The 18,336-nt window shown below is 44.8% G+C and carries 26 protein-coding genes and 2 pseudogenes; 17 read left to right on the forward strand and 11 right to left on the reverse strand.

The genetic code is table 11. From position 1 onward, the window contains the following. Positions 1 to 32: 32 nt before the first annotated feature. Entirely contained in the window at positions 33 to 410 is a 378-nt protein-coding gene (locus tag K6984_RS18515; protein WP_221896854.1) for a DUF2066 domain-containing protein, read from the forward strand. Further along, positions 388 to 804: a DUF2066 domain-containing protein gene (locus tag K6984_RS36375; protein ID WP_420831688.1), complete on the forward strand. Its 417-nt coding sequence runs from the start codon at positions 388 to 390 to the stop codon at positions 802 to 804. Before K6984_RS18515 ends, K6984_RS36375 begins: the two co-directional genes overlap by 23 nt. 292 nt (positions 805 to 1,096) lie before the next feature. On the opposite strand, the gene rlmA is transcribed toward K6984_RS36375, so the two are convergent. The 4 genes from rlmA to K6984_RS18540 form a co-directional block, all read right to left on the reverse strand. Continuing rightward, the gene (gene rlmA, locus K6984_RS18525; protein ID WP_221896856.1) at positions 1,097 to 1,921 is read right to left on the reverse strand and encodes a 23S rRNA (guanine(745)-N(1))-methyltransferase; all 825 of its coding nucleotides are present in this window, start codon (positions 1,919 to 1,921) and stop codon (positions 1,097 to 1,099) included. Positions 1,922 to 2,097: 176 nt separating this feature from the next. Further along, a complete protein-coding gene (locus K6984_RS18530) occupies positions 2,098 to 3,345 on the reverse strand; it encodes a YfiM family lipoprotein (protein WP_221896857.1) in 1,248 nt (415 codons plus the stop codon). 5 nt (positions 3,346 to 3,350) lie between these two features. Beyond that, on the reverse strand, positions 3,351 to 4,862 hold the full coding sequence (gene ppx / locus K6984_RS18535) for an exopolyphosphatase (RefSeq protein WP_221896858.1): 1,512 nt from the start codon (positions 4,860 to 4,862) through the stop codon (positions 3,351 to 3,353). A gap of 555 nt (positions 4,863 to 5,417) precedes the next feature. Beyond that, positions 5,418 to 5,603: a hypothetical protein gene (locus K6984_RS18540; protein ID WP_221896859.1), complete on the reverse strand. Its 186-nt coding sequence runs from the start codon at positions 5,601 to 5,603 to the stop codon at positions 5,418 to 5,420. Between the two features lie 12 nt (positions 5,604 to 5,615). Between K6984_RS18540 and K6984_RS18545 the strand changes: the two genes are divergently transcribed. The 7 genes from K6984_RS18545 to K6984_RS18570 all read left to right on the forward strand — a co-directional run bounded on the left by K6984_RS18545 (position 5,616) and on the right by K6984_RS18570 (position 10,435). Beyond that, entirely contained in the window at positions 5,616 to 6,008 is a 393-nt protein-coding gene (locus K6984_RS18545; protein ID WP_221896860.1) for a hypothetical protein, read from the forward strand. After that, complete coding sequence (locus K6984_RS18550) at positions 5,899 to 6,819, forward strand: IS701 family transposase (RefSeq protein WP_221896861.1); 921 nt, start codon at positions 5,899 to 5,901, stop codon at positions 6,817 to 6,819. Before K6984_RS18545 ends, K6984_RS18550 begins: the two co-directional genes overlap by 110 nt. Before the next feature lie 41 nt (positions 6,820 to 6,860). After that, complete coding sequence (locus tag K6984_RS18555; RefSeq protein ID WP_221896862.1) at positions 6,861 to 7,793, forward strand: ABC transporter ATP-binding protein; 933 nt, start codon at positions 6,861 to 6,863, stop codon at positions 7,791 to 7,793. A gap of 46 nt (positions 7,794 to 7,839) precedes the next feature. Then, positions 7,840 to 9,684: a DNA mismatch repair endonuclease MutL gene (mutL, locus tag K6984_RS18560; RefSeq protein ID WP_221896863.1), complete on the forward strand. Its 1,845-nt coding sequence runs from the start codon at positions 7,840 to 7,842 to the stop codon at positions 9,682 to 9,684. Between the two features lie 117 nt (positions 9,685 to 9,801). After that, the gene (locus K6984_RS18565; RefSeq protein ID WP_221896864.1) at positions 9,802 to 10,074 is read left to right on the forward strand and encodes a type II toxin-antitoxin system TacA family antitoxin; all 273 of its coding nucleotides are present in this window, start codon (positions 9,802 to 9,804) and stop codon (positions 10,072 to 10,074) included. 67 nt (positions 10,075 to 10,141) lie between these two features. Next, positions 10,142 to 10,270 (forward strand): hypothetical protein, encoded by a 129-nt coding sequence (locus K6984_RS34170; protein WP_263458596.1) that lies wholly within the window; start codon positions 10,142 to 10,144, stop codon positions 10,268 to 10,270. Between the two features lie 27 nt (positions 10,271 to 10,297). Further along, positions 10,298 to 10,435 carry a hypothetical protein gene (locus tag K6984_RS18570; protein ID WP_221896865.1) on the forward strand — a complete coding sequence of 46 codons (138 nt, stop codon included), beginning with the start codon at positions 10,298 to 10,300 and terminating at the stop codon, positions 10,433 to 10,435. Between the two features lie 99 nt (positions 10,436 to 10,534). On the opposite strand, the gene K6984_RS18575 is transcribed toward K6984_RS18570, so the two are convergent. Beyond that, positions 10,535 to 10,810 carry a hypothetical protein gene (locus K6984_RS18575; RefSeq protein ID WP_221896866.1) on the reverse strand — a complete coding sequence of 92 codons (276 nt, stop codon included), beginning with the start codon at positions 10,808 to 10,810 and terminating at the stop codon, positions 10,535 to 10,537. Between K6984_RS18575 and K6984_RS18580 the strand changes: the two genes are divergently transcribed. From K6984_RS18580 to K6984_RS18595, 4 genes and pseudogenes are all read left to right on the forward strand, one after another. Then, complete coding sequence (locus tag K6984_RS18580) at positions 10,767 to 10,922, forward strand: hypothetical protein (protein WP_221896867.1); 156 nt, start codon at positions 10,767 to 10,769, stop codon at positions 10,920 to 10,922. The two genes, K6984_RS18575 and K6984_RS18580, sit on opposite strands and share 44 nt — an antisense overlap. After that, positions 10,882 to 11,145 (forward strand): annotated as a pseudogene (locus K6984_RS18585) (GNAT family N-acetyltransferase); the annotation flags it as partial. The gene K6984_RS18580 and the pseudogene K6984_RS18585, both read left to right, overlap by 41 nt. Beyond that, the gene (gene miaA / locus K6984_RS18590) at positions 11,145 to 12,092 is read left to right on the forward strand and encodes a tRNA (adenosine(37)-N6)-dimethylallyltransferase MiaA (RefSeq protein ID WP_221896868.1); all 948 of its coding nucleotides are present in this window, start codon (positions 11,145 to 11,147) and stop codon (positions 12,090 to 12,092) included. The pseudogene K6984_RS18585 and the gene miaA, both read left to right, overlap by 1 nt. 10 nt (positions 12,093 to 12,102) lie before the next feature. Then, positions 12,103 to 12,678 carry a hypothetical protein gene (locus tag K6984_RS18595; RefSeq protein WP_221896869.1) on the forward strand — a complete coding sequence of 192 codons (576 nt, stop codon included), beginning with the start codon at positions 12,103 to 12,105 and terminating at the stop codon, positions 12,676 to 12,678. A 50-nt stretch (positions 12,679 to 12,728) separates the two neighbouring features. Here K6984_RS18595 and K6984_RS18600 read toward each other — a convergent pair whose 3' ends face one another. Continuing rightward, entirely contained in the window at positions 12,729 to 13,031 is a 303-nt protein-coding gene (locus K6984_RS18600) for a PQQ-dependent sugar dehydrogenase (RefSeq protein ID WP_221896870.1), read from the reverse strand. Beyond that, complete coding sequence (locus K6984_RS18605; protein WP_221896871.1) at positions 12,985 to 13,251, reverse strand: hypothetical protein; 267 nt, start codon at positions 13,249 to 13,251, stop codon at positions 12,985 to 12,987. The genes K6984_RS18600 and K6984_RS18605 overlap by 47 nt, the downstream gene beginning before the upstream one ends. Here K6984_RS18605 and K6984_RS18610 point away from each other — a divergent pair. Then, positions 13,208 to 13,354: a hypothetical protein gene (locus K6984_RS18610; protein WP_221896872.1), complete on the forward strand. Its 147-nt coding sequence runs from the start codon at positions 13,208 to 13,210 to the stop codon at positions 13,352 to 13,354. The genes K6984_RS18605 and K6984_RS18610 overlap by 44 nt on opposite strands. Positions 13,355 to 13,673: 319 nt before the next feature. Here the strand turns inward: K6984_RS18610 and K6984_RS18615 are convergent, their stop codons facing one another. Further along, entirely contained in the window at positions 13,674 to 13,871 is a 198-nt protein-coding gene (locus K6984_RS18615) for a hypothetical protein (RefSeq protein WP_221896524.1), read from the reverse strand. Between the two features lie 314 nt (positions 13,872 to 14,185). Between K6984_RS18615 and K6984_RS18620 the strand changes: the two genes are divergently transcribed. Beyond that, positions 14,186 to 15,007, forward strand: a complete 822-nt coding sequence (locus K6984_RS18620) for an IS66 family transposase (protein WP_221896873.1) — start codon at positions 14,186 to 14,188, stop codon at positions 15,005 to 15,007. A 232-nt stretch (positions 15,008 to 15,239) separates the two neighbouring features. Then, a pseudogene (locus K6984_RS18625) lies at positions 15,240 to 15,896 on the forward strand (IS66 family transposase); the annotation flags it as partial. Between the two features lie 14 nt (positions 15,897 to 15,910). Here the strand turns inward: K6984_RS18625 and K6984_RS18630 are convergent. Continuing rightward, positions 15,911 to 16,177, reverse strand: a complete 267-nt coding sequence (locus tag K6984_RS18630) for a PQQ-dependent sugar dehydrogenase (RefSeq protein ID WP_221896874.1) — start codon at positions 16,175 to 16,177, stop codon at positions 15,911 to 15,913. Between the two features lie 16 nt (positions 16,178 to 16,193). Beyond that, entirely contained in the window at positions 16,194 to 17,120 is a 927-nt protein-coding gene (locus K6984_RS18635; protein ID WP_338024554.1) for a transposase, read from the reverse strand. Between the two features lie 263 nt (positions 17,121 to 17,383). On the opposite strand from K6984_RS18635, the gene K6984_RS18640 reads away from it, so the two are divergent. Then, positions 17,384 to 17,587 carry a hypothetical protein gene (locus tag K6984_RS18640; protein ID WP_221896876.1) on the forward strand — a complete coding sequence of 68 codons (204 nt, stop codon included), beginning with the start codon at positions 17,384 to 17,386 and terminating at the stop codon, positions 17,585 to 17,587. 116 nt (positions 17,588 to 17,703) lie between these two features. Here the strand turns inward: K6984_RS18640 and K6984_RS18645 are convergent, their stop codons facing one another. Then, positions 17,704 to 18,075, reverse strand: a complete 372-nt coding sequence (locus K6984_RS18645; RefSeq protein WP_221896877.1) for a hypothetical protein — start codon at positions 18,073 to 18,075, stop codon at positions 17,704 to 17,706. Positions 18,076 to 18,336: the final 261 nt, after the last annotated feature.

The following is an 18,336-nucleotide window of genomic DNA, read 5'->3' on the forward strand; positions in this document are numbered from 1 at the left end:
ATACAGTGTTGTTGCGGGGGGAAGTGGAAGGGTTGTTTGCTGTTGAAGTGAGCGTGCATAGTCAATCGCGTGAAGATCGAAATAAAGCACTAGGCAAGGCACTGGAGAAAGTCACCAGTCGCTTGACTAGCGATAATGAGTTCACCCAGAACCCAGTCGTCAAATCTGCCTTGGATAATGCGGCTGCGTATGAGGATCAGTATCAATATTTACAAATTCCTGATCGTACTGGAAAAAACTCGTCACGCGTGTTGCGTGTTACTTTTAATCAAGACGCAGTAATGGCGTTTATGTGTGATAGTGGCTTAGCTATCTGGGGTGCTGACCGTGATAAAACGCTATTATGGCTAGTTATCGAGCAAGGAGGTAAGCAAGGTTTTTTTGGATGTGGAACAGGATATCGAGATTAATATAGCCTTGGAAAATGCTGCAAAAGCTCACGGTATCCCGCCATTATTGCCCTTAATGGATCTGGAAGAAAAACAGTCTATCTCTGTTAAAGAGTTACTAGCTACTGATGCGGAGAAAATATTAGTGGTATCTGCACGTTATGATGTCGCTTCAATATTATCCGCAAAGCTGGTCAAGCAACGCAGATGCTGGCGCTCGGAATGGGCTTTACATTTTAATAATAAGGTCGAGCGCTGGACGAATGCCTGTAGCGATTTAAAAACCAACCTAGACCATGCAATGCAACCGCTGTCAGCCCCGGACGGGCTGATAGTCTCCAGAAGGCGCAGGGAAATTTGCCAATCCGAAGTGCGCGATAGCGCGCGAGGGAGGCTAAAATTTTATCCCGAATAGCCGTAGAGCCATTTGTGGTAGCCATGACTGAGCTGCTTTGTGCTCAGTCTGTGGCGGACGCAGGGCGGCTGGAGCATCTCCTATTCGCTGCGTAGGTGAACGAATTACGGCGACAGGAGTCCCGGAATTTCGTGAGGTAGCATGGCGCGCCTGAATGGCGAGGTTAGTTTCACGGCCTCAATTGATAGGGGGACACTGATGTCTTTCTTGTCACTAAAAACATGATAATTCAAAAGTGCGCATGAGTTTCTTAGTCCGGCTAGCTAAAAAAATAGAGGAACTCAGTCGATAATTACCGTAGCATTGCCAGGGTTAAAATAAAGTCCGCTTCAATCTCTAGATTATGCACGCGTTGTATTTGTTGTTGTGTCGTTGCATTTGCGCGCCAGGCGAACGGGGTCATATGTAATAATGCCATGCGTTGCTCCGAGTCGGGTTGTGTTTTATAGCTGACTCGCTGGCTAGCTATTTGTGCAAAACCTGCTGGGAGAGCAACATCTACTGAATGCTCTTTCACTTCTTTGTAGATAAATTCTTTTAGTTGCCATAAATGTCGTGGGCCGGGCGTGACTATTAATAAAAGACCATCGGGTTTTAACAGACGGGTAATTTCCTGGTCATTAGATGGCGCATAAATTCTAAGTAATAAATCAAAATACTGGTCGGCATAAGGCATGTTTTTATTACTGGCAACGATAAAGCGCGCGTTTTGTTGTTTTTTTGCGGCGGCAAAAATGGCATTTTTTGCGATATCAATTCCGTGCAGATCAAGGCTTTCTGGATTTTCAGCCAGGGCTTCTAGCTGTCTGCAATAGTATCCCTCGCCACAGCCGACATCCAGAATATGCATAGGGGTGGTTGCTGATTTATGGCTGTCGATGATCTTTGCAAGGGCCTGTGCCATAGGCTGATAAAATCCAGCTTCGAGGAAATTACGCCGGGCGCGCATCATCGCACGGCTGTCTCCGGGCTCTTTAGATTTTTTATATTGTGCAGGTAACAGGTTTAAATAGCCCTCTTTTGCCAGATCAAAATGGTGCTTGTTTTTGCAAAAATAGCCTTTTGAAGGCAGGTGTTGCAGCAGTGGGCTTTGGCAAATAGGGCAGATATAGGGCATGATTTTCGTAGGCTATTTAGGTGATTTCTGTCAAAGAATATACCACTTTACTGGTCTTTTTGTCCGTCTTCGGCATTGCGACAGCAGTTACATAGATTGACTATGTGCCTGTTATCGTGCCTTGAATACAAACAAAAATCCTGCGCAATCTGGTATATTCTTTTCCGACAATCACCTTATTGATAGATTGCGCACGCGGCAATGCGCCGGTCTATGTCTTCTAATACAGTCTGGTATTTGGCGCTGTAGATAGATTGATATTGTTGGGTGAACGCTTGTGAGCTAAGGCTTTCCGGCAGGTCTCTTATGTCTGGCATAAATGCATGGTAGTTTTCCACCTCGGCCATTTTTTGCTGCATCTGCAGGGCGGATTCCGGGCTGGCGGTGGCTTGTTCGCCAAATCTCGTACCTGCGCGGTCAGCGGCAAGGTCGATAAAGCTAAAACCGCTGCCTTTTTTGGCATCACTGAGTTCTTTTTCTATGCCCAGGATATTCGCCAGTTGACTATTTCCTAAAGCAGTGAGTGTGGCTGACCACATAAAGTGTTGCGTCATATCGATGCGCTTGTATAAGAATACGGAATATCTGGGCGATATTGTACTATCCTGTCTATGCGCCGTTGAGCCCGGGTAATAATTTACGTAGCGGTTGGCAACAAAGATTGCCAGACGATTTTCTGCAATGGCATTGCCTGGGTTTGAACGTTGCAGCGCAAGTCGGAATAAGGGGCGCAGTACATTACTTAGCGATAAGCGCCACCCAGGGTCATGCTCGCGTAGCGCTTTATCCAGTGCTTGCTGGTATTTAGCTATAGCCTGTGTGTCTGTTTTTGGGGTCAATAAGCGCTGTATATTGCTATTAGTCGTTGCAGGTGATTGGTAGACGATATGCAGTTGCTGATTCTGGATGCGAAAGACTTTTAAGTTTTGACTGATCAATTGTAAATATTTGTTGAGCCGCGTTTGCTCTATTGCGGTATCTATTATTAAGCCAGCATAGGTATCAGGTATAGCGATTTTGCCTATTTGCAAGGTGCTAATTTCCGGGGGGCGCGTGTCTGGAGTATGTAGCTGGAACTGGATATCCAGGTAGCGACCAAACAGATTTTCCGGCAACGGAAAGCGTAGTGAAAAGAAAATATAATCGTTGTGCAGGCGTATTTGTGACTGACTACCTGGGTAAGTATTAAGCAGGTAGGCGCTGGCAATATTAAGGTCGCGCTCGGTCAGGTACAAGCTAACAGGCTTGCCTGATGCGCGTTTACTAGCCTGTAAGATATTTTTAGCGCGTTGAAGATCAGCACTATTCAACTCCCATTTAGGCAGTGACAGCTCTTTGTTGCTGGTTGCAAGCGCGAAGCAGAGAGCAAGAATTAAGGCAGGAATACCGATGGCATATAAAATAATGCGCAACAGAAATAGCATTAGGCTCAGCTAGTATGCAAGCTGAATTTGGCTTTGGCCAGATAAGCTTCTTCCAGTTTTAAATCGGCTTGTGTTAATGGTGCATTGTCCAGCCAGTGTTCGGGGAATTCGATGTCGATAGTTTTGGGTGTCAGGGTTATGGTAAATTCTGGAATATCCGAATGACTGCGGTTTCTCTGTAGGATCACTGCAATCCTGAGGATGATAACCATATATATCGCGAGTTTATTCCACGTTGGGGGTAAATGCTTTATAGTTTTTAGTGGGATCTTGCGTCGATGAGAAAGCACTAGTGTAGCGAGCAGGTTCTGGTCTTGCTGTGAAAAGCCTGCCAGGTCACCATGTTTAATAATATAGGCACCGTGTTTATGATACTGACTGTGTGCTATATTTCGACTGATTTCATGCAGTTCCGCTGCCCAGTTTAAATATTGGTGCATAATTCTGGATTGTGCGCCGAGGAAGGGGCCGACCTGCTGTAAGATAGCTTCTATGGTGGTTTTAATGCGTTCAGTTTGCGGGCGATCGGTATGATAATGTTCGGCCAGCAATTGGACGGTGTCTGAACGCACATCATGATTAAACATGCGGCCCAGATAGTCGTAGATCAGTCCTTCGCGTAGCGCGCCGTCTGAAACACTCATCTTGTCTATATCCAGAGTTTTGAATGTTGTGTACAGGATAACCAGCCCGCCCATAAATACAGGTAGTCGCTCCTGATCCAGTTCTGGTAAGTCCAGTTCCGAGACATGTTTGCAATTCAGTGCATGCTCCTTTAGTTTTTCCAGGCCATCAAGGGTAATGCCACCCTTGCTCCACTCTGTGGCGAGCAGAACTTTGCGAATGGCGCGTATACTCCCCGATGCACCGATAGCCTCATCCCAGCGGTTATGATTAAACAGGTTTCTGTAAGTGTTAAGTTGTTGATTGACGAAGATCTGCGCCTGCTTGAAGCGCCGCGAGCTGATTGCGCCATCGGTAAAAAACTGATTACTGACAGTAACACAACCCATGCGTAGACTTTCTTTTTGCGCCGGGTCAGAATTAGTGCCGATAATATATTCGGTACTGCCACCGCCAATATCCATGACCAGGCGGCGATTGGCATTGCTTTGCAGGCTATGAGCAACACCTTGATAAATAAGCCGCGCTTCTTCTATCCCGGAAATAATATGAATTGGATAGCCGATTGCGCGCTCTGCTTTTTGTAAAAACTGCTTGGAATTTTTAGCGGTACGTAAGGTATTAGTACCGACAATACGCACATTGCTTTCGGAAAAGTTTTGAATGCGCTGACCAAAGCGTTCCAGGCAAGCCAAAGCGCGCTGCTGGGTGGGCTCATCCAGAATTTTTTTGTCATTTAAGCCAGATGCCAGTCTGACCATTTCGCGTAGCCGGTCTAAGGTTTTGAGCTGTCCCTTATGTACGCTACAGACGATCATGTGAAAACTGTTTGAGCCTAAATCAACAGCGGCAACGAGTTCTGGAGCTTGTTCCTGTTCAGTGGTCGGGGTCATTTGTCTATAGTACGAATAGATTTTCTGTTAAAATTTAGCTGATTTTCGCATAATGTAACGCATTTAGTGGACTACGTTAAGCATTGAGTGTGATTATTAGCAAGGCTGGTGTTGATGCTGGGGCAGATATTCTTGCTAGTAGACTGTTTTTATAAACTGAAGTTTCCTAGTTTTTAAAGCATAAGAATATCAGCTAATGCTTATTTATATTAAATATTAGATATTACTAATATTAGTGGCATTCCGTTGACTAAAAGCCTTGAATTCTTTTTAAAAACAACAGGTTAATCGTGAATGAGGCCTAGTCTTACTGTATAATGAAAGTTTATAACACATTGATTATACAAATAAAACGACCTCATTCATGTTCATTTTACGCGATATTTTACTCCCGCTTCAAGATCATTTTTCCAAAACCACTTTAGGCCGCGAACGAGCCTCTCTGTTCGTTTACACGATCCTGTCCATTATCGTTCCTTTTACGTCATCAAGGACCTCTAATCTTTGGCGTTGCCTTGATACGTTGTTTGGGTTTGAGATCAAGAATAAGCGCTTTTACACTTTCATGGCTTCTTCAACTTTGCCGTGGGCTGGGCTGTGGAAAACTATCGCTGTCAGCCCCGGACGGGCTGATAGTCTCCAGAAGGCGCAGGGAAATTTGCCAATCCGAAGTGCGCGATAGCGCGCGAGGGAGGCTAAAATTTTATCCCGAATAGCCGTAGAGCCATTTGTGGTAGCCATGACTGAGCTGCTTTGTGCTCAGTCTGTGGCGGACGCAGGGCGGCTGGAGCATCTCCTATTCGCTGCGTAGGTGAACGAATTACGGCGACAGGAGTCCCGGAATTTCGTGAGGTAGCATGGCGCGCCTGCTGGGAGCTGATTCCGTCTCCTGAAACAGATGGGCGCATATTGGTTGCACTGGATGACTCCATTATCACTAAAGTAGGCAAAAATATCTTCGGCTGTGAAGCCATTTTTGACCATGCGGCCGAATCAAAGCAAATATCCATGGGCACAAAATATTGTATCGGTAGGGTTGCTGAAACAGGTCAAAGGTCGCTGGGCGTGCTTATTTTTAGATTTCCGATTTTATCTGCCCTTAAAAACAATTCAGGCAAAAAAAGAAACCGCCACGATAAGAGGTGATGTCGTTCCTTTCCAGACCAAGATGGCTCAGGCGGCTCAAATGCTGATTGCAATTGCAGAACATTTTTCCACCGCTCCGATATTGACAGTCACTGATAGCTGGTTTGGCAACAATGGCCTATGGAAGCCTGTTTACAAAGCTATCGGAAGCCGGTTTAATATTCTCTCTAGGTTAAGGTGCAATAATGTACTGTACGATCGTCCAGAAAAAAGAAAACCCAAGCAGAGGGGGTGGAATAAAAAGTACGGGCAGCGTCTGGGGGCAGCCACAGACATGGCAAAAACAGTACAACAAAAGGCCCGATCGTATACCGTGAATCTCTATGGAAAACAGCGTGAAGTCAGGGCTTATAGTCGCGTTGTCATGCTGAAAACATTGAAACGACCCGTTCAGGTTGTCTGGGTGTTTCGTCGCACACAGTGGATTGCTTTGTTTACGACCGATCTAAGTTTATCCGTCACACAGATTATTGAGTATTATGGTGCGCGATGGAAAATCGAATCTGGGTTCAAAGCGCTCAAGCAAGACATAGGGAGTCAGAAAAGTCAGTGTCGAAATGCGCAGGCAGTGACCAACCATTTGAACTTCTGTATGATGGCAACAGCGCTGACGTGGATTTACGCGGATCGTTTAAAAACCGATCCGGAACGTCGGCACAAAGTGAAGGGGCGAGCCAGTTTCGCCTTTTCAGATATCCGCCGCATCATTGCCGAAGCGGCTTTGGATCCGGATTTTGAAAGGGTTTGCCCCAAATACAGCAACTCCCCTGTAAATTCGGTGGTAGCCGTTTTATTGCGAATGGTTGCTTGATGAATTTCTAAGAAACTTCAGTTTATATAGACTAATTATTAATGAAAGCTTTAACTATTCGTAATTTAAAAAAAGTTTATGCAAATGGCCTGGTTGCTGTAAAAGGCATAGATCTGGATGTAGAAGAAGGCGATTTTTTTGCGTTGTTAGGGCCTAATGGAGCGGGAAAGTCGACCCTGATCAGTATTGTGAGTTCCTTGGTTAATGCCAGCAGTGGTGATGTGCGGATTTTTGATGCAGATTTAAAGCGTGATAAGCAATTGGCGAAAAGTTATCTGGGGCTGGTGCCTCAGGAAGTAAATTTTAATCAGTTTGAAACGACGCGAAATATAGTGATGAACCAGGCAGGTTATTACGGCCTGTCGAGAAAAGAGGCGGTTAAGCGCACGGAGCACTGTCTGAAATTAATGCACTTGTGGGAGCACCGCGATACAGTGTCCAGACGCTTGTCGGGGGGAATGAAGCGCCGGGTAATGATTGCTCGTGCAATGGTGCATCAGCCGAAATTATTAATTTTAGATGAACCGACAGCCGGTGTTGATATCGAGATTCGCCGCTCCATGTGGGAGACCATGAAACAGGTGAATGAACAGGGCACGACGATTATCTTAACCACGCATTATCTGGAAGAAGCTGAGAGCTTATGTCGCAATATTGCCATTATTAATCAGGGTGAAATTGTTGAAAATACGGCGATGCAAAGTTTGCTGTCGCGATTAAACGAAGAGCATTTTGTCTGTGATGTAAAACAGTCGCTGACAACAATCAGCAAAATACCCGGATATAAAATTGAACTGCTAAATGCCATGCAATTAAGCATTTCTGTGCCTAAAGCGCAGGGCTTAAACCCGTTGTTTAAGGGCTTGTCGGAGCAGCAGATTGAAGTGCTTAGTTTAAAAAATGGCTCCAACCGTTTAGAACAATTGTTTCTGGGTTTGATCGATGCGGATAAAAACAAGCTGAGCATTAATTAGACATTGCGCCAGAATATTTATAGATTACGAATACTGAGTAAGACCTATGCGTATACATGCTTTACCTGCCCAATTAGTTAACCAGATTGCCGCAGGCGAGGTGGTAGAGCGACCCGCATCGGTGGTCAAAGAGTTAGTGGAGAACTGCTTTGATGCCGGTGCTAGTCAGATTAGCGTAGAAATAGAACAGGGTGGCGCGCGGCTCATTAAAATTCGCGATAACGGCTGTGGGATAGACAAAGACGACTTACCCCTCGCCTTATCGCGTCATGCAACTAGTAAAATTCAATCACTGCAAGACCTGGAACAGGTTGCAACGATGGGCTTTCGTGGCGAGGCCCTACCAAGCATTAGTTCGGTGTCGCGCTTAAGCCTTATTTCCAGAGTTGCCGATGCTGAGTGTGCCTGGCGGGTACAGGCGGATGGCTCCGAGCAAGCGCTAGATCCACAGCCCGATCCACACCCTCCTGGCACCACTATTGAAGTCTGTGATTTATTTTATAATACCCCTGCACGGCGTAAATTCTTAAAAACCGACAAAACAGAGTTTAGCCATATAGACACGCTATTTAAGCGGATGGCATTAAGTCGCTTTGATATAGCGTTTGAACTGAAGCATAATCAGCGTGAAATATTTAATTTCAAAATAGCCGAAACACAAGCCGAAAAGGAGCAGCGTGTTGCACACATTTTCGGCTCAGCCTTTTTAGAAAATTCTGTGGGAATTGACTTTAATGCATCGGGAATGCATTTATATGGCTGGGTCGGCTTACCGACCTTTTCCCGTAGCCAGCAAGATATGCAGTATTTCTATGTCAATGGTCGCCTGATTAAAGATCGGTTGGTAACCCATGCGATTAAGCAGGCATACCAGGATGTGCTGTTTCATGGCCGCCATCCGGTGTATATTTTATATCTAGTGCTAGATCCGGGCTTAGTCGATGTCAATGCACACCCGCAAAAGCTGGAAGTGCGCTTCCGTGAAGGGCGTACCGTACATGACTTCCTGTTTAAGGCCTTGCATCGCTGTTTGGCGGATGTACGTCCACAAGTACAGACAGATGAAACAGCAACAACGGCTGCAGCCCGACCTGATGTGCAGCAGGTAGTTGATTTTCAGCCTTTACCCACGCTTGAGAACAAGTCGACTGCGCGGCAGAATTATCAGCCTGTCAGCGCATCATGTCAGTCGGCGTTACCGTTAAATGTCGATGCTCAAATCGAGGCATATACCCGGGTTGTTGCGCCCAGCAAGGCAATTAATATACATGAGCCGCAAGTTTCCGAGGTGTCTAATACCGAGCCTATGCCTGCCTTAGGATATGCAGTGGCACACTTACATGATGTGTATATTCTATCTGAAACTAAAAATGGCATTATTCTGGTCGATGCACATGCAGCGCATGAGCGGGTGACCTATGAGCAATTTAAAATCCAGTATCAGCAAGGTTCAGTACCTTCTCAGCCGTTATTATTGCCGGTACAAATTCAGGTAAGCAGCCGGGAAGCCGACCTGGCCGATGATCAGCAGGCTTTTTTTATGAGCCTGGGGCTGGAACTTAATCGTATGGGCGAAGAGACGATAGTAGTTAGGGCAGTCCCCGCTTTATTAATCGATGTGGATATCGCCTTACTGGTCAAAGATGTGCTTGCAGATATTATTGAACATGGCATGAGTCAGCGCATAGAGCAGAGCAGCAATGAGATTCTATCGAGCATAGCCTGCCATGGATCGGTGCGTGCCAACCGCCGTTTGACGGTTCCGGAAATGAATGCCTTGCTCAGAGATATGGAAAAAACCGAGCGTAGTGGTCAGTGTAATCATGGCCGGCCTACGTGGGTAGAATTGAGTAAAAAAGAGCTGGATAAGTTATTTTTGCGCGGGCAGTAAGTAATGAGTGCCTCTACCACAAGAGCCATGCCAAATAACTATTGCTAAGTAGCAGATGGCATGGCATACTTTTGATGTGCTAAACTGGCTCCTATAGTTTGGCCATAGGATCTGATAATGACAACTCCTCTACCTCGAATTACTGCTAGAGTTGATAGTGATACTCAGGCATTATTATCTCAGGCGACCGCTGTTTCTGGCTTGCCTAGCATTAATGCATTTGTATTAAGTGCGGCTGTTGAAAAAGCAAAGAAAATTATTGAGCATGAGAGCTCGCTTAAACTGACTGAGCGGGATGCGATGCTGCTAGTTAATGCACTGGATGCAAATGCAAAAGTGCATTCGCGTTTACAGCAGGCAGCGGAAAGGTATGATGAAAGTTCGTTATGATAACGGTGCCACTGGATAAGAAAAAGCATAAGCGTAATCAATTCGATTGTTCGGGGAGTCGCTATTTTTGCGAAAGCTTGTTTTGGGCATCCCAGCCCAAGCAAGCAGCAAAAACTTAACGCGACCACTTATGCCTCCGGCGGCCCCGATTCGTCCTCGTCACCTCGTCCCGACCCAACAAGGGGTCGGAACATAGGCTCCAAATGACTTGACGCCGTGTCGGATGGCCTTTTATTTTGTCTCCACCTTCGCTAACGCTCAGACTCCGACAAAACAACGGCCCTACGGCTATCGCGGACTAAAAATCTTCACTTCGCTAAAGCTCCGTTTCCAGGATTTTCAGCGGCTGTTGATGTTTTAAATAACTATTTGCGTATGATGGCTGACCAGCAGTCAAAAAAGATAATTCCAGAACCTTTGTCTTACTCGATGACAATCCCCCCGAGCGTATCATTGCATATTACACGCTGACGATGACCCCTTTCAATCTGGATGCACTACCAGAAAGATTACAAAAAAAACATACGCTGAAAATCATGGAAACGGAGCTTAGCGAAGTGGTGATTTTTAGTCCCTGATAGGCGACAGGGCAATTCGCTGATTCGACGTGTGCTAGCAGCACGCGAGAGGAGCAAGAATTGCATTCCGAATAGCCGTCCAGCCAGTGAGGTAGTAATGACGAAGCGGCTTTTGTGCGTAGTCGTTGCGGACGCAGGGCGTTCAGGGCATCTCCCATCCGCTGCGTAGGTGAACTAATTATGGCGACAGGAGTCCCGGAATTTCGTGAGGTAGCATGGCGCGCCTGTAAACGCACAGACGGGAGGGCTCATTGCACGCCTGGCAGTTGATAAGAGTTATGCAAGACAAGGCTATGGTGAATGGATGTTGATCGATGCGTTAAAAAAATTATTTACTGCAAGTAAAACGGTTGCTTTTCCTATTATTATCGTTGATGCTAAAGATGGCGTTATTGAATTTTACGAGAAATTTGGTTTTACAGCGTTTCTTGATGCGCCCAATAAATTGTTTATTAGCATGGCAGATGTGCGCGTGAGTTTAAAGTTATCATAATGAACTCTAGAGTGCTTCCCCCCGCAATTTTCCTGATGGGTCCTACCGCCTCGGGCAAAACGGCGTTATCTGTGGAATTAGCACAACAACTGAATGCTGAAATAATCAGTGTTGATTCGGCGTTGGTTTTTAAAGGCATGGATATCGGGACTGCAAAGCCGACAGTAGAAGAAAGAGCAGGAATTGCACATCATTTAATCGATATTCTAGGCCCGGCAGAGAGTTTTTCTGCGGGTGCGTTTAGAACCCGTGCGCTGGAATTAATGGCAGAGATAACGGCAAGAGGAAAACTACCGCTATTGGTTGGCGGTACCATGCTGTATTTTAATTCTCTGTTTTATGGATTAGCAGAATTGCCCACTGCAGATATTGAGTTACGCAAACAGCTGGATGCAGAAACCAACAGAATTGGTAAAGCCGCCATGCATGCAAAATTGCAGGCTGTAGACCCGGCGGCTGCGGCACGCATACATCCCAATGATCCTCAGCGTGTGCAGCGCGCACTGGAAGTGCAGATACTGTCAGGCAAGACTATTACCCAGCTACATAATGAAGCTAATGCAGAGCAAATACCCTATCAGCAAATCAAGTTGATAGTCGCACCGCGCGACCGTAGCGTGTTGCATAAGAAAATAGCCCAGCGTTTTAAGGAGATGCTGCAACAGGGATTTGTCGCAGAAGTCGAGGCTTTATATCATCGTGGCGACTTAACTGAGCAAATGCCGTCGGTACGTGCGGTCGGTTATCGTCAGGTCTGGGCGTATTTAGCGGGTGGAATTAATGCGCAAGAAATGCAGAAGCTTGGTATTATCGCCACACGCCAGTTAGCGAAACGGCAATTTACCTGGTTACGCAGGGAAACAGATGCAGAAATTTTTTATAGTGAAGATATGCAGGTTTATGCACATATCTTAAGCTCTATAAAGCAGCACATGATTACAAATTAATAAACGCAATATGAAACCAGATAATAAAACCAAAGCCTTTGTAGCTAAAACACTGGAAAGCATCCTGGTAATTGGCTTCATCTTGTTTGAAGAGCTGATCTGGAATGTTTTCGCGCAGCCGATTTTTCATTATTTTAAGCGCCTTATTGTTTTAGATTCTCTAAAACAGACATTTTTACAGATGAACCGTCATCTATTGCTGACGGTGTTTATTTTTATTTTGTTAGTGGCTGAGGCAATGGGGTTCCTGGCCGGCTATTGTTTTATTGAAGGTTATTTTATAACTGGAATTCTGGTGTATGGGGTAAAAATTCCGGTGGCGGCATTTACCTTCTGGTTATTTGATTTAACCCGGTCGCAACTGATGACCTTCTCCTGGCTGAAAACTGCCTATGAATGGATTATGGGCGTAATAGATAAGTTTCTCAATTCGGCCATTCATGTCTATATCAAGGCTAGAATAATGGCAATCAGGCAGCGAATACGGCAGATTATTCGCCAGTATTTTGGCGAAGCGGGTTTTATTGCAAGTGTTAAAGCTCATTACCAGGCTTTTAAACCTTATGTTGCCAGGTTTTTTAAATGACTTGCGATTTAAGTGGGCAACATCATTGCAAGGCGGGCTAAAGCCACGCCCTACAAGCCGTGATAAGTGATTTTATAGATAACACCTGCAAGGTCATCCGATACTAATAAGCTACCATCGTCTAATTCAAGTATATCTACTGGGCGACCTATTGCCTTGCCATTTTCACCCAGCCAGCCCTCGGCAAAAACCTGCTCAGAAACAACCTTGCCCCATTTGAATGTCAACAGGGCAATCCGATATCCATGGGGTATAGTCCTGTTCCACGAGCCATGTTGAGCAACAAGGAGCTGTTGCTGATAGATTTCAGGAAATTGCTGACCACGATAAAAGCGTATGCCTAAAGGTGCCATATGGGCATTCGCTGAAAATCATGGAAACGTAGCTTAGCGAAGTGGTGATTTTTAGTCCCTGATAGGCGACAGGGCAATTCGCTGATTCGACGTGTGCTAGCAGCACGCGAGAGGAGCAAGAATTGCATTCCGAATAGCCGTCCAGCCAGTGAGGTAGTAATGACGAAGCGGCTTTTGTGCGTAGTCGTTGCGGACGCAGGGCGTTCAGGGCATCTCCCATCCGCTGCGTAGGTGAACGAATTATGGCGACAGGAGTCCCGGAATTTCGTGAGGTAGCATGGCGCGCCTGGAACTTCCATTGTAACTACTCAGCGTACGCTTAACCCATCTTCGTCACTTTCATCTTTCTAAGCCATTGATTCATCGGTTTAAGCGATTTTTTGTCGAAAAATTCTCTTTAAAATCAATGGTGTTTTTTTTGAAAGTTTTGTAGTGCCATTTATATTATTTTTGTCGATAAATTCATTGACTTTTGTCAAAAAAATCATCATTATTTGAGTGTAATTTACATGCGACAAAAATACTCTAAAAAATCCAACGTTTTATACAAAAACACAAAATCTGTAGTGCCAACTGGCTACTTTTTAAAATTTCAACCAATTGATTTATAACAACTACATCATCAATAGTGACGAAGATGGGCTAAGCGGAGTGATGATTTTTAGTCTCTGGTAGGCGACAGGGCAATTCGCTGATCCGAAGTGCGCTAGTAGCGCGCGAGGGAGGCAAGAATTGCATTCCGAATAGCCGTCCAGCCATTTGAGGTAGACTTAACTGAGCAGGGTTTTGTGCGTAGTTGAGTAGTTGAGACGGAAGCAGGGCGACTAGGGCATCTCCCATTCGCTGCGTAGGCGAATGAATGTTGGTGACAGGAGTCCCAGAATGTTGTGAGGTAGCATGGCGCGCCTGAATAATTAAAAAAGTTCTTGACAGGGTTTTAGTCTGGTTTTTGTGATTTTTAGTAAACTGCCCAACAGTCGATTAATCCACGCTTTATTGCTTCTATCGCTATAGTCATCACAAAATGTCCCCTTAAACATCTACGACCTCGAAGAACTTTTTTATTCGCCTTACAATCGCTTAAAACAAGGAAAATTCGGGATTTAAAACCCATGAGATAATAAGCCTGTCCTTAAAGCAATACAGGTTACCTTTTGAAAATAGACTTCATCGATGTTGATTCCGCAATCAGTCATGCCAAACAGTTACTTGAAACTGAGCGTGATATATCGCCTGCGCTAAAATCAGCACTGGAAGTGATTCTATTATTAGTCACGGTATTACTCAATCGAGTGACACTGAACAGCAAAAATAGCAGTAAACCACCTGCAAGTGATCCCAACCGTAAAAAAGGGAATCGAAAAAAATCAGATAAGCCTTCTGGCGGACAAAAATCGCATGTCGGCACGACACTTCAAAAAATAGATGACTCGGATGAAATCGAGATCATTACCATTGATCGCCGTACCTTGCCAAAAGGGCGATACACGGCAGATGGCTTTGAAACACGCCAGGTATTCGATATTGATATCTCAAGGGTAGTGACAGAATACCAGGCGCAACGGTTGATAAATGGAAAAGGTCAGTGTTTTATCGCTCCTTTTCCAGATGAGGTTACTAAGGCTGCGCAATATGGTAATGGGATAAAAGCCCATGTGGTTTATCTTTCGCAATATCAGTTATTGCCCTACAACCGAATACAGGAGTATTTCGCTGATCAATTAGGTATGCCGATTAGTGAAGGCTCTATCTATAATTTCAATGAACTGGCCTATGAGAAGTTGGCTGGGTTTGAAACTATCAGTAAAGAACACTTAGTCGAATCAGCGTGCATTCATGCGGATGAAACAGGCATTAATATTAATGGTAAGCGCCATTGGCTACATGGGGCCTCCAACGCTGCCAGCCATGGAGAGCGAAAGCGAGGGCTGGTAGTCCCCAGAAGGCGTAGAGCCGTTGTTTTGTCGGAATCGTAGCGCTAGCGTAGGTGTAGACAAAATAAAAGGCATTCCGAAACGCCGTCCAGTCATTTGAGGGAGTGTTACGAAGCCAGCACCGAGTTTACGATGGTAATGGCGAAGTGGCACGTACGCAGGACGTCTGGGGCGCCGAAGGCATTAGTGGTCGCGTTAAGTTTTTGCCGCTTGCTTGGGCTGGGATGCCCAAAACAAGCTTTCGCAAAAATAGCGACTCCCCGCTGTTCAGTGGACACACTTCTTTCCCCATGCCAAACGTGGCACAGAGGCAATGAATGACATTGGTATTTTACCCCATTTTCATGGGATTTTATGTCATGATCATTGGAAGCCCTACTATAAATATGATTGTACTCATTCGCTTTGTAATGCACATCATTTGAGGGAATTAACGCGCGCCTGGGAGCAGGATAAACAGGAGTGGGCGCTTGAAATGAAACGACTACTTGAAAAAATGAATGATGCCGTCAATGAAGCAGGTGGCATGCTACTACATAAAGAAGCAGAAAAATGGAAGGTACAATACAGAGAATTACTTGGCAAAGCGGAGATCGAATGCCCACCACCCGATAAGCCTAAAGAAGTAAAACGGGAGCGAATAAAACGCAGTAAAGCTAGAAACTTACTGGAAAGGCTGATTAATTATGAAGAGGATGTCTTGCGCTTCATGACAAATACCTGGGTGCCATTTACCAATAATGCCGCAGAAAATTCGATTCGGATGACCAAGGTTCAACAGAAAATATCCGGCTGCTTTCGTAGTACCAAGGGTGCAGAGATATTTTGTCGTGTCAGAGGGTATTTATCAACGTGCCGTAAACAAGGTCTAAGTGCAACTCAGGCAATGACCTTGGTCTTTGAGGGAAAGTTACCTGAATTTTCTTTATAATTTCATTGAACTACTCAGCTTCGCTGAGTAGTTACCTTCCATTTAGGAGTTGTATAGTCTTTACAGTGCTTGCCTTTACCAAATTCTGGATCCAGAAGCTCACCGCCATGACAATAGGGATAGCCAAAATGCTGGCCTTTTTTGGTCCACTTATTTAGTTCGTCTGGTGGAATATCATCGCCTAACCAGTCTCGTCCATTTTCAGTAAAATATAAAGTTTTTGTCACCGGATGCCAGTCAAACCCTACCGTATTACGAATGCCACGCGCGATTATTTCCATATCGCTACTATCGCCATCAGTGTTCCCCTATCAATTGAGGCTGTGAAACTAACCTCGCCACAAGAGAGCTCATAAAGCACTGTAAAGACATTCCTGTTATTATTGCGTTTTGAACTGCCCGAATGGTATACGAGCTGATACGAGATATTCTTGCCTGGAAAAATAATGGATTCACAAAACGATCTCGTTTTTGAGCCTGTTGCTGCCTAATCTCCAGAGCCTCGCTATATTTTTTATCCGATGGATGAATCAATTCTGGCTGTTGTGTTTTTGAAATCTCTTCAAACACGCGCATTAAATTATAGCTCATTGCAGTCAGGCGCATTTGATTTTCAAGTGAGCGGGTATTGGAAGACCAAGCTTTAGTTTCCTTGAAATTACTTTTAGTGTTATTGAATGTCTTTTCAATCGTCCATCGCTTGAAATACAGCATGGCAATGGTTCCAGGGTTAATAGTCATTGGCAAGGTTGTCACAAACCGGTGAAGTTTTCCGGTTTCTGGGTCACGGTAATCCACCACGTTAAATTTGATGCCCTTGTTTCCGTACACACTGTATGCTTCAACCCCTGTATTGATCTCATGGCGGGAGTCAAAAGGGATAGACTCAACCAGAGTCGCAATTGAATTCTCTTTTAGCATTGAAATCATGCAATTAGCATGTCGTTTCTGCCGATCCCACCAGACAAAGTCGGTGACGGCTTTATCGTAGACATAGAGATGTTTCTGAGAGCTGTTATTTCCCTTGTTTTGCTTTTCAATATGATCTCGTAACACAGGTATTTCTTGATGCCTCTGAGTTCCGTTTGTCACCAGACAAAGAAATCTGAGCAACCCACTTCTGAGATTCAACGCGTAAATCCCCCCGGCCGCATAAACTTTCCCCTTGCTGTTTTTTTCAGTATGGCAGGCATGATCAATAAAATGTCCATCCGCCGCTTCTATGGTGTATTCGTCAAGTTCCGGGAATGCTTTAACCCATCTTCGTCACTTTCATCTTTCTAAGCCATTGATTCATCGGTTTAAGCGATTTTTTGTCGAAAAATTCTCTTTAAAATCAATGGTGTTTTTTTTGAAAGTCAGGCGCGCCATGCTACCTCACGAAATTCCGGGACTCCTGTCGCCGTAATTCGTTCACCTACGCAGCGAATAGGAGATGCTCCAGCCGCCCTGCGTCCGCCACAGACTGAGCACAAAGCAGCTCAGTCATGGCTACCACAAATGGCTCTACGGCTATTCGGGATAAAATTTTAGCCTCCCTCGCGCGCTATCGCGCACTTCGGATTGGCAAATTTCCCTGCGCCTTCTGGAGACTATCAGCCCGTCCGGGGCTGACAGCGTTTGTAGTGCCATTTATATTATTTTTGTCGATAAATTCATTGACTTTTGTCAAAAAAATCATCATTATTTGAGTGTAATTTACATGCGACAAAAATACTCTAAAAAATCCAACGTTTTATACAAAAACACAAAATCTGTAGTGCCAACTGGCTACTTTTTAAAATTTCAACCAATTGATTTATAACAACTACATCATCAATAGTGACGAAGATGGGTTAAGATAATCAATGCCTTGCGATAGCAGTGTTTCAGAGTGAAGATGATAGCTCTGCTGTTCAAATGTCTCAAGCATACTTGTTCGTCTATGCGACTTCAGTGATTTAAAATACGTTGAGTGGGGAAGCAGCTGGCCATAAATCTGTTCATTGGTTTGGAGGAAATGGCGACCACTATCGACTACACTGATACAGCGTAATAACCCAAGGCGAATAAAGTCGATATCCTTCAACTCTGGGCATGAACGAGCCCACAAAGGATGACGCTCTGCTAACAGGGCACGTTCCATACTTTCATTGCAGTGTTGGTGAATATGTTCAGAGAGTGGTAGGTCTTTAAGCATGGGTGATATCCGTTTATGAAGTGATTAAAACGGAAATTTTTAGAAAATTTTTTTCGGCAATTGCAAGCTTTATTTGAAATTATTTGTTGTTTTTTTACGGTGCCTACAGAGTGTCTATTTGCTGTTATAAGTGATTAAAATCAAAAAGATGGAAATATTCGAGTGGTGCTACCTTCAGATAGGTTATAGGCTGCTTTGTTTAGGTACTTCTTCTTTCAATGGGAACACTGATGAGATATACTGCATACCGGCCTGAATGTA

This window comes from Bathymodiolus japonicus methanotrophic gill symbiont (assembly GCF_019721995.1).
Classification (GTDB): domain Bacteria; phylum Pseudomonadota; class Gammaproteobacteria; order Methylococcales; family Methylomonadaceae; genus Methyloprofundus.